Below are 15,407 nucleotides of genomic sequence, written 5' to 3'. Positions count from 1 at the left end.
GCATCGCCGTCGCCGCCGTCCTGATCGCCTTCTCCGTGACGGCGTCGATCTTGTTCACCTAACTAGAACCAGGCCATGACCACGGCCGGTGAGGCAGCGAGGAAGCTGAACCTCACGAACCGGCCCACCATGCCCGTGGCGACGAACATCGTCGTGGACATGCCCGCGAGCCCGGCGAGCACGCTCGTCGCCATGAACGGCGGCACCCCGACCAGCGCGCTCAACCCGTGCGTGCCGGCCATCCAGTTCGGGTGCGCCTTGCACTTCACGTGGATCCAGTCGCCCCAGCGGTGCAGGCGCGTGCCGGGACCGATCCAGCGCCCGAGGCGCGAAGGCTTGTCGCTCGGCTTGCGGCGCAGCAACTTGGGCAGGTGGATGTCGCCGCGCGCCGCGTAGAAGTACAGCAGCTTGCCCAGCACCTGGCCGACGGCCACGGCGAGGCCGACGATCCAGAATGAGACGTCCGGCCAGCGCGCACAAAGTCCCAGGACGAACATCTCGATGCTGATCAGGGGAACGAGGGCTGAGCCGAACGCGACCCCAAAGGTGAGGCCAACGAGGGCGAGCACCCGGCCGAGGTTACACAGATCTCAGTCGGCGAGTCGGACCTCGAGCGGACCGGACACCCGGACCTCGCGCAACGGACGCCCGCCAGCGTCCAACGTGCGTACCGTGCCGTCACCCGTCCAGCCCAGTCGCTCGTAGAAGTTCCGCGACGCCTTGTCGGCCTCGGGCACCCACGCGATCCCCCGCGTGGCGCCCGTCTCGCGGAGCCGCCTCACCGCCTCCGCGACGAGCCGCGTGCCGTGCCCGCGACGGCCCCAGCGCGGTTCCACGAGGACGCTGAGCAGGGCGGTGGTCGCGGCGTCCTCCGGCAACGACCCGTCGGCCTTGGCCACTTCCTCGTCCGGGGCCTTGCTCGCCACGACGAAGCCGACGACCCACTCCCCCTCCGTCGCCTTGAGCACCGCGCCGCTCTGGACGGCCAGCGCCCAGGCCTCGTCGGTGTCGAGCGCGTCGAGGACTTCGGGCGGCAGCAGCTCGGCGTAGGCGAGCCGCCACGTCTCCCGATGGATGCGGACGATCTCCGAAAGATCAGCAGCGGTGGCGGTGTGCACGCCGGCGTCGGCCATAAACGCAGCTTATCGACGCCGTGTCGCGGAATTGTCAGGGGTGCGTGGCACCATCGGCGGCGTGCAGAGGATGAGTGCGGACGTGGCCCGTCGAATCGCCCTGGGCGCCCAGGGTTTCACCGACCTGAGGCCGGCCGCGGCCACCCGCAGGCACCTGCAGCGCGTCCTGTCCCGCGTGCAGCTGCTGCAGATCGACTCGGTGAACGTGGCCGTGCGCGCGCACTACATGCCGCTGTTCTCCCGCCTGGGCTCCTACGAGCCCTCCCTGCTGGACGAGGCGGCCTGGACCCACTCCGTACGCAAGCCCCGCCTCCTCGTGGAGACGTGGGCGCACGAGGCCTCCCTGGTGCCGGTGGCGGACTGGCCGCTGTTCCACTCCGGCGCCAAGAAGCGCGGCTGGTGGCAGAACTACCAGACGATCCTGGAACGCTCACCGCAGCTGGTCGACGAAGTTCTCGCCGCCGTGAAGGAACTGGGCCCGATCGGTGCCGGAGCCCTGGAGAAGGCCCTCATGGGCGACCGGGGTCGCGCGAAGGGCCCGTGGTGGGACTGGTCCGAGGTCAAGCGCATCTGCGAGGTCCTCTTCGGCGTGGGCGTCCTGACGACCGGCACCCGCCGTTCGTTCGAGCGCCTCTACGACCTGACCGAGCGCGTCATCCCGCCCGACGTCCTGGCCCAGCGGTGGACCGCCGATTCGGGCGCGCGCGAGCTGGTGCTGCGTTCCGCGGTGGCTCTCGGTGTGGCGACCGAACCCGATCTGCGCGACTACTACCGGCTCGACCCACGCCGCTCGCAGGCCGCGGTGGCGTCGCTGGTGGAGGACGGTGTCCTGGAGCCGGTGGCGGTCGAGGGCTGGAAGGCCACCGGCTACCGGCACGTCGAGGCGAAGGCTCCGCGCCGGGTGGTCGGACGCGCCCTGTTGTGCCCGTTCGACCCGTTGATCTGGGAGCGGGCGCGGACCGAGCGCATCTTCGGCTTCCGGTACCGCATCGAGATCTACGTTCCGGAGCCTCGCCGGGTGCACGGGTACTACGTGTTCCCGTTCCTGCTGGACGGTGCGCTCGTGGCGCGCGTGGACATCAAGGCCGATCGTGCCGCCGGGGTGCTGCGGGTGCAGTCGGCGTGGGCCGAGGAGGGTGCCGACCGGCCTCGCGTGGCGGTGGAGCTCGCGGCGGAGCTGCGGCACATGGCCGACTGGCTCGGGCTGGAGGACGTGCTGGTGGTGCAGAAGGGCGACCTGGCGGCGGAGCTGATCGCGGCCGTGCTCACCGGATAGCGAAAACCCCAGGCGGGCGGCCTGGGGTTTCGTTCACGCGTGCAGCTCGATGGCCTTGCGCATCGTCTCGCGCGCCCGCCCGCGGTCGCCCGCGACGTCGTACGCGTAAGCGAGCCGGAACCAGGCCCGCCAGTCCTCTGGCGACGCCTCGACCTCGGCCCGCCGCTCCTCGAACCACGAGTCCGCGGCGTCGCGGTCCACCCGGCCGGACGGCCGGCGCGGCAGGTGCGAGACGTCGGGCAGCAGGCCGTCCGCGTCGAGCTCGCGGGCCATCTTCTCGGTCTCCCAGCCAAACCGCAGGTTGGAGTACACGAGCCAGACCCCGAGCAACGGCAGGATCAGCACGCCGACGCCGAGCAGGATCCCGGCCACCTCACCGGTCTGCAGCAAAGCCACAGCCCGGCCGGTGAGCAGGACGAAGTAGACCGCGAGAGCCGCGATCAGCACGCCGACGGTGACGCGGACCTTCACAGGTCGAGGTACTTGTCGAGGCCGACGGCGAGACCGGGGCGACCGACGATCTCCCGCACACCCAGCACCACGCCGGGCATGAAAGACGTGCGGTGCAACGAGTCCTGACGGATGGTCAGGGTCTCGCTCTCACCACCGAACACGACCTCCTGGTGCGCGATCATCCCGGAGATCCGCAGCGAGTGGACCCGCACACCGTCGACGACGGCACCACGGGCACCGGGCTCTTCCTGCGTGGTCGCGTCGGGCATCGCGTCCATGCCCTCCCGCGCGGCGGCGATCAGGCGCGCGGTGTGCGCGGCCGTACCCGAGGGGGCGTCGGCCTTGCGCGGGTGGTGCAGCTCGATGATCTCGGCCGACTCGTAGTAGCGGGCGGCGATCTCCGAGAAACGCATCAGCAGGACGGCACCGATGCCGAAGTTCGGCGCCACCAGCACACCGACGTCCGGACGGTCCGTGAGCAGCGCCGCGACCGCGTCCAGCTTGGCCTGGTCGAAACCGGAAGTGCCGACCACGCAATGGATCCCGTTGTTGATGCAGAACTCAAGGTTCCCCATCACCACGTCGGGGTGCGTGAAGTCGACGACGACCTGGACACCGGCGTCGACGAGCGCGGACAACGGATCGTCGGCGTCGATGGCCGCCACGACCTCCATGTCCTTCGCGGCCTCGACCGCGCGGACCACCTCGGAACCCATGCGGCCCCGCGCGCCGAGAACTCCGACGCGAATCATGCAATCACCTCGTGTACCTGGTCCGGCAGATCGTCGGCGTGATCGTAAGGGCCCACCACCGCCGCGGCGACGGGCCTGCGCAGCAGCTCACGTGCGAGCAACGCCACTTCGTCGGACGTGACGGCGTCGATGCGCGCAAGCGTCGCCTCGACGCTCAGGTGGTCGCCGTAGTTCAGTTCGGACTTGCCGATGCGGGACATCCGGGAACTGGTGTCCTCCAGGCCCAGGACGAGTGCGCCGCGCAGCTGTCCCTTGCCACGCCCCACTTCCGCGTCCGACAGGCCGCCGCGGGCGACGTCCACGAGCACCTCGCGGATGACGCCGGCGGTCTCTCCCAGCCGGTCCGGCTGGCAGCCCGCGTAGACGGCGAACGTGCCGGTGTCCGCGTAGAGCCCGACCGACGAGTACACCTGGTACGCCAGGCCTCGCCGCTCACGCACCTCCTGGAACAGCCGGGAGCTCATGCCGCCGCCGATGGCCGCGTTCAGGACGTTCAACGCGAACCGGCGCTCGTCGTGGCGGTCGAGACCGCGCATGCCGAGCATCATGTGCGCCTGCTCGGTGTCGTCGGTGTGCAGCACCAGCTTGCGGGCGTCGGCGATGCGCGCGCGACCCGCTCGTGGCGCCACCGCGCTGCCCTCCCCCGACAGCCGGTCGCCGACGGCCTTGCGCACCAGGCGCATCACGTGCGTGTGCTCGATGTTGCCCGCGACGGAGAACACCATGCGCGGCAACGTGTAGCGCTTCCGGTAGAACGAGTAGAGCGCGTCCCGGTCCATGTCCTGAATGGACTTCTCGGTGCCGAGAACGGGACGCCCCAGCGCATGCCCGCCGAACAACGCCTCGATGAACGCGTCGTGCAGCAGGTCCTCGGGGTCGTCGTCGCGCATCGCGATCTCTTCGAGCACGACACCGCGTTCGGTCTCGAAGTCACGCGGACCGCAGAGAGCCTCGAACACCACGTCCGCCACCAGGTCCACCGCCAACGGCAGGTCCTCGTCGAGGACGTGCGCGTAGTAGCAGGTGTGCTCCTTCGCGGTGAACGCGTTCAGCTCGCCGCCGACCGCGTCGATCTCCTCCGCGATGGCCGCCGCCGTGCGCCGCGAAGTTCCCTTGAACAGCAGGTGTTCCAGGTAGTGCGCGGCACCCGCGACCTCGGGCCGTTCGTCACGGGACCCGACCTGCACCCACAGCCCGACCGAGGCGGACCGCACGCCGGGGATGCGCTCGGTGATGACCCGCAGGCCCGAGGGCAGCATGCTGCGCCGCACCTCGGACCCCGCGGACATCTCGAGCACCCGCGTGCTGCCCGGCCGCTGGAGGTGCCCAGGAGTTCCGGTACGCGGACGGCCGCGGGTGGATGCACCCGCGGCCGTCACGTTGTTGTCTGTCGTGCTCACTGCGCGGGAGCCGCCTCAGTGGCCTCGGTGGCCTCGACGGCCTCCGGGGCGTCAGCCGGCTTCGCGGCGTCGTCCTCGTTCACGACAACGAGGCTGATCTTGCCGCGCTGGTCGATGTCGGCGATCTCGACGCGGAGCTTGTCGCCGACCTTGACGACGTCCTCGACCTTCGCGATGCGCTTGCCGTTGCCCAGCTTCGAGATGTGGACGAGGCCGTCCTTGCCGGGCAGCAGCGAGACGAACGCGCCGAACGCGGCCGTCTTCACCACGGTGCCCAGGAAGCGCTCGCCGACCTTCGGCAGCTGCGGGTTCGCGATCGCGTTGATCATGCCGATCGCGGCCTCGGCCGAGGGGCCGTCCGCCGCACCGACGTAGATCGTGCCGTCGTCCTCGATGGAGATGTCGGCACCGGTCTGCTCGGTGATCGAGTTGATCATCTTGCCCTTCGGGCCGATGACCTCGCCGATCTTGTCGGTCGGGATCTTGACCGACGTCACGCGCGGAGCGAAGGCGCTCATCTCGTCCGGGTCGGAGATGGCCTCGGCCATGACCTCCAGGATGGTGTAGCGCGCGTCGCGGGCCTGGCCCAGCGCCGCCGCCAGCACCTCGGACGGGATGCCGTCGAGCTTCGTGTCGAGCTGCAGCGCCGTCACGAACTCCTTGGTGCCCGCGACCTTGAAGTCCATGTCGCCGAACGCGTCCTCGGCACCGAGGATGTCGGTCAGCGCCACGTAGCGGGTCTCACCGTCGACCTCGTCGGAGACGAGACCCATCGCGATGCCGGAGACCGGCGCCTTCAGCGGGACACCCGCGTTGAGCAGCGACAGCGTCGAGGCGCAGACGGAGCCCATGGACGTCGAGCCGTTGGAGCTCAGCGCCTCGGACACCTGGCGGATCGCGTAGGGGAACTCCTCGCGCTTGGGCAGCACGGGCATGATCGCCCGCTCGGCCAGCGCGCCGTGGCCGATCTCGCGGCGCTTCGGCGAACCCACGCGGCCGGTCTCACCGGTCGAGTAGGGCGGGAAGTTGTAGTGGTGCAGGTAACGCTTGTGCGTCTCGGGAGCGAGCGAGTCGATCTGCTGCTCCATGCGCAGCATGTTCAGCGTGGTGACACCCAGGATCTGGGTCTCGCCGCGCTCGAACAGCGCCGAACCGTGCGTCCTCGGGATCACGGCCACCTCGGCACCGAGGTCACGGATGTCCGTGAGGCCACGGCCGTCGATGCGGACCTTGTCGCGCAGGATGCGCTGGCGCACGAGCTTCTTGGTCAGCGAGCGGAACGCGGCGCCGACCTCCTTCTCGCGACCCTCGAACTGCTCGGCCAGCTTCTCCAGCGTGGCGGCCTTGATCTCGTCGAGCTTCGACTCGCGCTCGGCCTTGCCCGCGATGGTCAGCGCCTGCGCGAGCTCACCGGAAGCGGAAGCCTCGACGGCCTCGAACGCGTCGGCCTGGTAGGCCGGGTACGTCGGGTAGTCGCCGGTGGCCTTCGCGGCGACCTGGGCGAGCTGCGCCTGGGCCTCGCAGAGGACCTTGATGAACGGCTTCGCGGCCTCGAGGCCCGCGGCCACGACCTCTTCGGTCGGGGCGGTGGCACCCTCGGCGATCATGTCGATCACGTTGTCGGTGGCCTCGGCCTCGACCATCATGATCGCGACGTCACCGGAGTCGACCACGCGGCCCGCGACGACCATGTCGAACACGGCCTTCTCGAGCTGCTCGTAAGTCGGGAACGCCACCCACTGGCCCTCGATGAGCGCCACGCGGACGCCACCGATCGGGCCGGAGAACGGCAGACCCGCGAGCTGCGTCGACGCGGACGCGGCGTTGATCGCCACGACGTCGTACAGGTCCTTCGGGTTCAGGCTCATCACCGTGATGACGACCTGGATCTCGTTGCGCAGGCCGTCCACGAAGGACGGGCGCAGCGGACGGTCGATCAGGCGGCAGGTGAGGATGGCGTCCGTGCTGGGACGGCCCTCACGCCGGAAGAACGAGCCGGGGATGCGGCCCGCGGCGTACATGCGCTCCTCGACGTCCACCGTGAGGGGGAAGAAGTCGAAGTGCTCCTTGGGGTGCTTCGACGCCGTCGTGGCGCTCAGAAGCATGGTTTCGTCGTCCAGGTACGCCACCACGCTGCCGGCGGCCTGACGCGCGAGGCGCCCGGTCTCGAAGCGGATGGAGCGCGAGCCGAACTTGCCGTTGTCGATAACGGCAGTCGCCTCATGGACCTCGATGTCCGTCATTTACTTGTTACTCCTCGTCTTTTGGACACCGCAACACGCTTCTCTGACGAGGCCGGTCTTCGATCGAAGACCCCTGGGACTCTTCCACCAGGGGGCCACTACCGAGGACCGGCGATAACTGTTTCGCGCGATGCGGGCCCTGATTCTTTTCCTCTTTGCAGCCGGGGTTCTGTATACACCCGGCTGTGCGCCGAGGGGGAGTGACCGGCCGGTCACTCCCCCTCGGCAAGTATCACCTGCGCAGACCGAGGCGCTGGATCAGCGCGCGGTAGCGGTTGATGTCCACCTTGGTCAGGTAGTTCAGCAGACGACGGCGACGGCCGACCATCAGCAGAAGACCACGGCGGGAGTGGTGGTCGTGCTTGTGCTGCTTCAGGTGCTCCGTGAGGTCAGCGATGCGCTTGCTCAGCAGGGCCACCTGCGCCTCGGTCGAACCGGTGTCGCTGTCGTGCACACCGTACTCACCGAGGATGGACTTCTTCTGTTCCGTGGACAGTGCCACTAGGTACTTCTCCTACTTGTTCAGGTCCGTGCGGCCCCATGCCGCCGAATTGCTGGCCGGGGTAGCCGGTACTGGCCGCCACGGACCGCAGCCAGACCCAACTGCGAAGGCTATCAGGCACACGGCTCAGCGGCGCGCTGACGTGCGCAACCCCACCCGGTCCACGGGCGGATGAAGGCCATCGGCGCTGCTCACGAGCCACCGTGAGGTACGTGCCCATTGTGGTGCGCGCCTGCTGTCAGTACCAACCGATTTAAGCGGAGATGAATTCCCGCTTGCGGAATCTCACCTGCTGGCGGCCCGGATGGCGCGGCGGAACAGCTCCGCGAGCGCCGGGAAGTCCTCGTGCAGGAGGTCGGCGGCCTGCTGCAGCTCGACCCGGTCGGCGACGCGGCGCAGCACGGGATACGCGACGCTCTCGTCCCCGTTGACCGGCAACGAGTCGCGCGACACCGTCGGCCTGGACTCGCGCACGTCGTCGAGCGCGCGCTGCAACGCCTCCGGCGCCCCCGTCGCCACGTCCGGCGTGAGGATCTTGCGCTCCAGCATGATCATCCGAGCGAGCACGGAGGGATTGCCGATCTTGGCGCGCCGGCCGCTCATCACCTGGCTCAGCATCGGCGCGCTGATCCCGAGCACGTCCGCGAGCTGCGCCTGGGACACGTTGAAGGCCACGACCAACCGTCGCACGCGGTCACCCAGCGGCTCCCCGTACCACTCCCGTTGCAGGGCGAGGTTGCGCTGAACGATCTTGTGGTCCTCCACCTTGGCCTCTCCTGTAGCCATCACTCCGACCCGCATCCTGCCAGGCCGCGGACGCACAGACGCCCGCTTCGCCCAATCTGACGGTCACGACTCGGCGAGTAGTTCCCTCGTTCGGTCTACATCCCGATGCATTTGTTCCAGCAGGGCTTCGACGGAGTCGTACTTCTCCATCTCGCGCAGCCTTTCGACGAAGTCCACGGCGACGCGCTGGCCGTAGTAGTCCTCGTCCACGTCGAGCACGAACGCCTCGACGCGGCGCTCCCGGCCGGAGAACGTCGGGTTGGTCCCCACCGACACGGCGGCCTTGAGCGTCTTGCCCTTGGCGTCGGTGAACCAGCACGCGTAGATGCCGTCCGCGGGCACCGCCGCGAACCTGGGCGTGGACAGGTTGGCGGTCGGGAACCCGAGGTCCTTGCCGCGCCCGTCGCCCTTGACGACGATCCCCTCGAGCCGGTGCGGCCGGCCCAGCGCCTCGGCCGCCGCCTTCACGTCACCCGCGTCGATGCACGCCCGGATGTAGGTGGACGAGTACGTCACGTCGTCTGCGGACACCAGATCAGCCCCCTCGGTCACGAATCCGAACCGCTGCCCGAGCCGGCGCAGCATCGCGACGTTACCGGCCGCCTTGTGCCCGAAGGTGAAGTTCTCCCCCACCACGACAGCCGCGGCGTGCAGCTTCTCGACGAGCACCTCGTGGACGAACTCGTCCGCGGGCATCCTGCTGGTCTCGAGGCTGAACGGCACCACCACGAAGTGGTCGATGCCCAGTTCCTCGACCAGCTCGGCCCTGCGCCGCAGCGTGGTGAGCTGCGCGGGGTGGCTGCCCGGCCGCACCACCTCGGACGGATGGGGGTCGAAGGTCATCAGCACGCTCGGCAGGCCACGCTCGCGCGCGAGCTCGACGGCCCGGCCGATGAGGGCCTGATGGCCTTTGTGGACACCGTCGAACACGCCGATGGTGACGACGCAGCGGCCCCAGCCGCCGGGAAGGTGGTCTAGTCCGCGCCAGCGTTGCACGGTGATCAGCCTACGACGCCGGCCCTGCCCGGTGTCCCCGCACCTCACAAGAGGTCCGGACGCTGTCACTCGGCCGGGCTCAGCACCACTACCGGTTTGCAGGCGGCACCCTCGTCCTTGACGAGCGCGATGACGTGCCCGTCCGGCCCGAACACGCCGTAGGTGCCGTCGATCCCGCCCGCGCGCAACCGCTGCCCGTGAGACAGCGCCGAAGCCTCGTTCGGGTCGATCTCGCGGCGCGGGAACGCCGTGGCGACCGCGGAGTCCAGGTCCAGCGACAGACCCGGCGTCTCCTCCAGCTGCGCCAAGGTCTTGGCCACGCGGAGGTCGAACGGCCCGACCCTGGTCCGCCGCAACGCGCCCAGGTGCCCGCCGACGCCCAGTGCGGCGCCCAGGTCGCGGGCCAGCGCGCGCACGTACGTGCCGGACGAGCACTCGACCATCACGTCGAGCAGCACCGTCTTGTCCTCACGGCGCGAGAACAGCACGTCGAACCGGTGCACGGTCACGGGCCGTGCGGGGATCTCGACTTCCTCACCGGCGCGCACGCGGGCATAGGCCCGCTTGCCGTCGATCTTCACCGCGGAGACGGACGACGGCACCTGCTGGATCGGGCCGGTCAGCTTCGCGATCTCGGCGGCGATCGCGTCGTCCTCGACACCGGAGGCGTCCTCAGTGGACAGCATCTCGCCCTCGGCGTCGTCCGTGGTGGTGGACGCGCCGAGCACGATCGTCGCGAGGTAGGCCTTGCTGTCGAGGGCGAGGTGGCCGAGGAGTTTCGTCGCGCGTTCGATGCCGAGCACGAGCACGCCGGTCGCCATCGGGTCGAGCGTGCCGGCGTGCCCGACCTTGCGGGTGCCGAGGATCCTGCGCACACGCGCCACCACGTCGTGCGAGGTCATGCCGTCCGGCTTGTCGACGACGACCAGGCCCGGTGCAACAGAGGGTTTCACGGCGACAGAGCTTAAGCGACGTTCAACGCGTCCCAACGGCGACGCCGGATCTGCACCGGCACCGTCTCCCCGCGCTCCTCCGCCTCGAACACCGCGGCACGCGCCCGGCGCCACCAGACGAGCATCCGCCAGCTGCCCAGCACGAGCACCAGCACGCAGAAGCTGAACGCCACGCGGAACGCCGTCTGCGGGCTGAGCAGGCCCTCGACGAGGTCCAGCAGCACGCCGACACCCAGCGCGGTCACGGTCACCGCGAGGAAGCCGCCGACGTTGACCAGGCCACTGGCGGTGGACTGCCGGTGCGAGGGGTTGTAGTCACGGGCGAGAGCGAACGCCACGCCCGAGATCGGCCCGCCCACGGTGAGCACGAGGAACACCACGGCGATGACCGGCGTCGGCACGTGCCCGCCCGGCCACAGCAGCAGCACGCCCCACCCGGTGAACGCGAACGCCAGGAACCCGACCGAGATCGGCATGCGCCACTCGGGGTTGCGCGAGAACAACCCGCCGATGATCGGGCTCGCCACGATCGCGCCGATGACGAGCAGCCCGAGCGTGGAGGACGCGGCACGCGGCGACATCCCCTGCGCCTGCACGAGGTACGGGTACCCCCACAGCAGACCGATGACGGCGGGCGTCGACATGGTGCTGAAGTGCGCCCAGAACCCGAGCCGGGTGCCGGGCACGCTCCACGCCTGCCGCACCTTCGGCCAGATCTTCCGCAACGGCACGGCTTCCGGCTTCGGCGCGACGAACCCCGCCGGCACGTCGCGCACCCGCAGGAGCGCCACGACCGAGTAGAGCGCGGTGACGCCGCCCGCGATGAGGAACGCCCACGTCCACCCGATCGAGCCGAGCATGAGCGTCAACGGCACCGTGGCGACGAGGTTGCCGACACCGCCGATGGCGGCCGTGACCGCGACGACGAGCGAGTACTGGCGCGGCGGGAAGTGCGTCGCGACGAGGCGGATCACGCTGATGAACGTCATCGCGTCGCCCATGCCCAGCACGGCCCGTGCGGCGAGTCCGAGGCCGTACGAGTCGGCGATGGCGAAGAGCACCTGGCCGGTGCCCATGAGCAGGGCGGCGACGGTGAGCACCCGGCGCGGCCCGTAGCGGTCGACGAGCAGGCCGGTGGGGATCTGCATGAGGGCGTAGACACCGATCTGCAGCACGGTGAACACACCGAGCTGAGCGGGTCCGAGCCCGAAGCGTTCGCTCGCCTCCAACCCGGCCACGCCGAGCGTGGTGCGGTGGAAGAGGGCGGCGAAGTAGACGACGACGGCGGTGGTCCAGATCAGCCACGACTTCCGGGTGGCGCGATCGACCGGCGGCAAGGCGGCACTCTCCCAAGCTGGAGGTAGGCAGACATTAGTTACATCGCCTAAACAACCTTCTTGGTAACGATTTCATGCCGTGAGTTCGGCCACAGGCACCTAACGGACTGCGCCCTCGACCGCCCAGTCCCCCGAGCGTGTGCGCCACACCACCGCCACGAGCCGCAGCACCATGAACGCCGACAGCCCCGTCCAGATGCCGGCCAGCCCCCACTCGAACGTGTACGAGGCCCACACCAGCGGCAGGAACCCGATCACCGCCGAGCCGAGCGTCGCCGTCCGCATGAACTTCACGTCGCCGGCGCCCAGCAGCACACCGTCCAACGCGAACACCACACCCGCGATCGGTTGCAGCGCAACGAAGAACCACCAGGCGTTCGGAATCTCGGCCAGCACACCGGCGTCCGTCGTGAACGCCCGCGGCAGCACGGTGAACAGTGCCGCGAACAGAACCCCGAGCCCGATGCCGAACACCAGTCCGTACCGCGTGATCTGCCAGGCAAGCTTCTCCGCCTGCCGTCGCCTCGACGCCCCCAGAGCCGCGCCGACGAGCGACTGCGCCGCGATCGCCAGCGAGTCGAGCACGAGCGCAAGGAACGTCCACAGCTGCAACACGACCTGATGCGCACCCAACGCGCCGACGGACGTCCGTGCCGCAACGGAGGCCGCGCTGATGAAGCACGCCTGGAACGCCAAGCTCCGCAACACCAGATCGCGCCCCATGCCGAGCTGCGCGCGCATAGCCGCCCAATGCGGCTTCAACGACACGTGCTCCGCGAACAACGCCTTGAAGAACAACCCGGCCGAGAGCACCTGCGCCACGACGTTCGCTACCGCGGAGCCTTCCAGTCCCCAGCCGGCGCCGTAGACGAGCGTGGGACACAGCACCGCGCTGATGCCGTTGCCGATCAGGATGTACTTGAGTGGCCGCTTGGTCTCCTGGACACCGCGCATCCATCCGTTGCCGGCCATCGTGACGAGGATGAACGGCGCGCCGAACAACGCGATGCGCACCCACTCCACCGCCGCGTCCGCCACGGCTCCGGGCCCGGCAAGCAGCTCCGCCAGCGGCCTCGCGAACAGCTGCCCCAGGACCACCACGAGCACACCGGCGGCCAGCGCCAGCCAGGTCGCCTGCACGCCCTCCTCGACGGCCTCCTGACGCCGCCCAGCCCCGTGCAACCGAGCCGTGCGCGCCGTCGTGCCGTACGAGAGGAACGTCAGCTGCGTCGCCACCTGCGTGAGCAGCACACCGCCGATAGCCAGCCCAGCGAGCGGTAACGCCCCAAGATGCCCCACGACCGCCGTGTCGACAAGCACGTACAACGGCTCGGCCGCCAGCACCCCCAGAGCGGGTACCGCCAGCCCGATCACCCGCCGAGCGGGAACCCGATCCTCCACCAGACGAACTTATGCGGCTACACGCGCTGGCGTGCGGTGACGGCGGCCACTCACGAACGTTGGGGCAGCCCGAACACCTGCTCGCGCGCCACCGCCAGGGCCGAGTGCAAGGCGCCCGCCCGCACCGGGTTCGCGGTGATCTGCGCGAGGTGCACCGGCGTGCGCGGCACGACGAGCTTCAGCAGCTCCGCCGCCACCAGCTCGCACAACGTCTCGCCGCCCGCGTGCGCCACCCCACCGGACAGCAGCACCAGTTCGGGATCGAGCACGCACACGACGTTCGCCAGCCCGAGCGCTATCCGACGCGCCAGCGCCGTGAGGAAAGCCCTGCCCTCGGTGCCGGCGTTCAGGGCGTGCGCGACGGCTTCGAGCCCGGACGACTCGTGGATGCCGTGCTCGGCCGCCAGCGCGACGATCGCCTCGCTGTCGACCTGGTCGCCGTAGCGCCCGCCGGGCACCTGCATCGAGTCGATCTCACCCGCACCGCCCGTGACGCCACGCAGCAGCACGCCGTTGACCACGACCGCCGAACCGATCTCGTCCGCGGGCCAGACCAGCACGAAGTTGCGCACCCCTGCCGCCCGGCCGGAGCTCATCTCCTCCAGCGCGGCGAGGTTGATGTCGTTCTCGATCGACACCGACGTGCCGAGCAGCTCGCGCAGCGTCGACGGCAGGTCGACGGCCACCAGGCCGGGCAGGTGCGGCGCGAACCCGAGCTGGCCGGTGGCCGGATCGACCGCGCCCGGCGTGCCGACGACGACGTGCGACAACGCGTCGAGCGTCAGCCCGGCCAGCGCCGCCGCCTTCTGCACCGTCTCGCGGAAGATCCGGAGGGTGTTCTCCTTCGGCATCGGCGCGCTGTGCTCGGCCAGCAACGACCCGGTGATGTCCGCGATGGCCACGTCGATCAGCTCGGCGGACAACGCCACCGCCGCCACGTAGCCGACGCCGCCGTTGACGGCCCACATCTGCGCGCGAGGCCCGCGCCCACCGCCCCGCAACCCTGTGCGGACGACCATGCCGTCCTCTTCGAGCCGCGCCAGCAACTGGGCGGTGGCGGGCTTGGACAGCCCGATCACCTCTTCCAGCTCGGCCCGGGTCATCGCCCCGCTGCGCAGCAGGGTCTCGATCGCGGCCCGGTCGTTGATCTCCCGCAGCAGCCGCGGGCTCCCTGTCCGTGTCATGACTCCACCCGTTCCAACGCGCCCTTGAGCGCGGCAACGACCTGCTCCGCGGCCCCCTCGAAGGTGAACCCGGCCGCCAGCCGGTGCCCGCCGCCCCCGAGGACCTGCGCCACCTCACGAACGTCGACCCGGCTCACGGCCCGCAGCGACACGGACCAGAACCCGGGCTTGAGCTCCTTCAACACGGCCGCGACCTCGGCCTCGGCGGCGGAGCGCACCACGTCGATCACGCTCTCCACCTCTTCGCTACGCACCCCGTGAGCGTCCTCGATGCTCACGATCGCGTGCGCGAGTCCCATGCCGTGCGCGGCGTTCTGGTCAAGCTCCGCCTTGGCCAGCACGCGCGACAACATGCCGAGGTACGCGAACGGATGTGCGTCCATCAACGGCCGCGTAACGGCATACGCGTCCACTCCGGTCTCCAGCAGCCGCGCGGCCGTGTGGTGCGCCTGCGGCCCGGCCTTCCGAAAGCCGCCGGTGTCGGTCACGAGCCCCGCGTAGATACAGCGCGCGATCGGCTCGTCGACCTCGACGTCCATCTCGTCGAGCAGCTTGAGGGCGATGAGCGCCGTGGCCTCCGCACGATCATCGATGCAGTGCACCGTGCCGTACCGCGTGTTCGACACGTGGTGGTCGACGACGATGACGGGCCCACGGCAGTTCGCGACGCGGTTCTTCAGCGGCCCGAGCCGTTCCAGGCTGCCCGTGTCCATGACGACCAGCAGTTCCGGCGCTTCGGGTACCTCGTCGCGATGAACGAGCAGCCCGGCGGTGTCCAGCGCCTTCAGGCTCTCGGGCACGGCCTCCGGGTCGCCGAACGCCACCCGCACCGCCACACCGCGCCGGTGCAGCGCGAGTCCCACCGCCAGAGCACTCCCGAGCGTGTCAGCGTCGGGGTTGATGTGACTCAGCAAGGTCACATCACGGGCGCCGGCCAGTAACCGCGCGGCCTCGGCAATGGTCGTGCTCAGGTCGTCTGCCACAGGGAGAC

15 protein-coding genes are annotated in these 15,407 nt (G+C 69.8%); 1 reads left to right on the top strand and 14 read right to left on the bottom strand.

Going from position 1 to position 15,407, the window contains the following annotated elements:
- Window positions 1-62 precede the first annotated feature (62 nt).
- Window positions 63-569: a YqaA family protein gene (locus tag BLR21_RS26540; RefSeq protein ID WP_090009538.1), complete on the bottom strand. Its 507-nt coding sequence runs from the start codon at window positions 567-569 to the stop codon at window positions 63-65.
- A 21-nt stretch (window positions 570-590) separates the two neighbouring features.
- A complete protein-coding gene (locus BLR21_RS26535) occupies window positions 591-1,133 on the bottom strand; it encodes a GNAT family N-acetyltransferase (protein WP_090009535.1) in 543 nt (180 codons plus the stop codon).
- Between the two features lie 70 nt (window positions 1,134-1,203).
- Here BLR21_RS26535 and BLR21_RS26530 point away from each other — a divergent pair, with 70 nt between their 5' ends.
- On the top strand, window positions 1,204-2,409 hold the full coding sequence (locus tag BLR21_RS26530) for a winged helix-turn-helix domain-containing protein (protein WP_090009958.1): 1,206 nt from the start codon (window positions 1,204-1,206) through the stop codon (window positions 2,407-2,409).
- A 33-nt stretch (window positions 2,410-2,442) separates the two neighbouring features.
- On the opposite strand, the gene BLR21_RS26525 is transcribed toward BLR21_RS26530, so the two are convergent.
- The 12 genes from BLR21_RS26525 to BLR21_RS26470 form a co-directional block, all read right to left on the bottom strand.
- Window positions 2,443-2,880, bottom strand: a complete 438-nt coding sequence (locus BLR21_RS26525) for a tetratricopeptide repeat protein (RefSeq protein ID WP_090009532.1) — start codon at window positions 2,878-2,880, stop codon at window positions 2,443-2,445.
- The gene (gene dapB, locus BLR21_RS26520; RefSeq protein ID WP_090009529.1) at window positions 2,877-3,614 is read right to left on the bottom strand and encodes a 4-hydroxy-tetrahydrodipicolinate reductase; all 738 of its coding nucleotides are present in this window, start codon (window positions 3,612-3,614) and stop codon (window positions 2,877-2,879) included. The genes BLR21_RS26525 and dapB overlap by 4 nt, the downstream gene beginning before the upstream one ends.
- A complete protein-coding gene (locus BLR21_RS26515) occupies window positions 3,611-4,903 on the bottom strand; it encodes a M16 family metallopeptidase (RefSeq protein WP_090009955.1) in 1,293 nt (430 codons plus the stop codon). The genes dapB and BLR21_RS26515 overlap by 4 nt, the downstream gene beginning before the upstream one ends.
- Before the next feature lie 107 nt (window positions 4,904-5,010).
- Window positions 5,011-7,257 (bottom strand): polyribonucleotide nucleotidyltransferase, encoded by a 2,247-nt coding sequence (locus tag BLR21_RS26510; RefSeq protein ID WP_090009526.1) that lies wholly within the window; start codon window positions 7,255-7,257, stop codon window positions 5,011-5,013.
- 232 nt (window positions 7,258-7,489) lie between these two features.
- The gene (gene rpsO / locus BLR21_RS26505) at window positions 7,490-7,759 is read right to left on the bottom strand and encodes a 30S ribosomal protein S15 (protein ID WP_030479545.1); all 270 of its coding nucleotides are present in this window, start codon (window positions 7,757-7,759) and stop codon (window positions 7,490-7,492) included.
- Window positions 7,760-8,044: 285 nt separating this feature from the next.
- Window positions 8,045-8,524: a helix-turn-helix domain-containing protein gene (locus BLR21_RS26500; protein WP_090009523.1), complete on the bottom strand. Its 480-nt coding sequence runs from the start codon at window positions 8,522-8,524 to the stop codon at window positions 8,045-8,047.
- 84 nt (window positions 8,525-8,608) lie between these two features.
- Window positions 8,609-9,541: a bifunctional riboflavin kinase/FAD synthetase gene (locus BLR21_RS26495; protein WP_090009520.1), complete on the bottom strand. Its 933-nt coding sequence runs from the start codon at window positions 9,539-9,541 to the stop codon at window positions 8,609-8,611.
- A gap of 65 nt (window positions 9,542-9,606) precedes the next feature.
- Window positions 9,607-10,494 (bottom strand): tRNA pseudouridine(55) synthase TruB, encoded by an 888-nt coding sequence (gene truB, locus BLR21_RS26490; protein WP_090009518.1) that lies wholly within the window; start codon window positions 10,492-10,494, stop codon window positions 9,607-9,609.
- Window positions 10,495-10,505: 11 nt separating this feature from the next.
- Entirely contained in the window at window positions 10,506-11,831 is a 1,326-nt protein-coding gene (locus BLR21_RS26485; RefSeq protein ID WP_090009515.1) for an MFS transporter, read from the bottom strand.
- Between the two features lie 99 nt (window positions 11,832-11,930).
- Complete coding sequence (locus BLR21_RS26480; protein ID WP_090009513.1) at window positions 11,931-13,235, bottom strand: MATE family efflux transporter; 1,305 nt, start codon at window positions 13,233-13,235, stop codon at window positions 11,931-11,933.
- A 47-nt stretch (window positions 13,236-13,282) separates the two neighbouring features.
- The gene (locus BLR21_RS26475; RefSeq protein WP_030479551.1) at window positions 13,283-14,416 is read right to left on the bottom strand and encodes an ROK family transcriptional regulator; all 1,134 of its coding nucleotides are present in this window, start codon (window positions 14,414-14,416) and stop codon (window positions 13,283-13,285) included.
- Window positions 14,413-15,399 carry a DHH family phosphoesterase gene (locus BLR21_RS26470; RefSeq protein WP_090009510.1) on the bottom strand — a complete coding sequence of 329 codons (987 nt, stop codon included), beginning with the start codon at window positions 15,397-15,399 and terminating at the stop codon, window positions 14,413-14,415. The genes BLR21_RS26475 and BLR21_RS26470 overlap by 4 nt, the downstream gene beginning before the upstream one ends.
- Window positions 15,400-15,407 lie beyond the last annotated feature (8 nt).

The organism is Lentzea albidocapillata subsp. violacea (assembly GCF_900100275.1).
GTDB lineage: Bacteria > Actinomycetota > Actinomycetes > Mycobacteriales > Pseudonocardiaceae > Lentzea > Lentzea violacea.
This window is presented reverse-complemented; position numbering and strand designations above follow the sequence as displayed.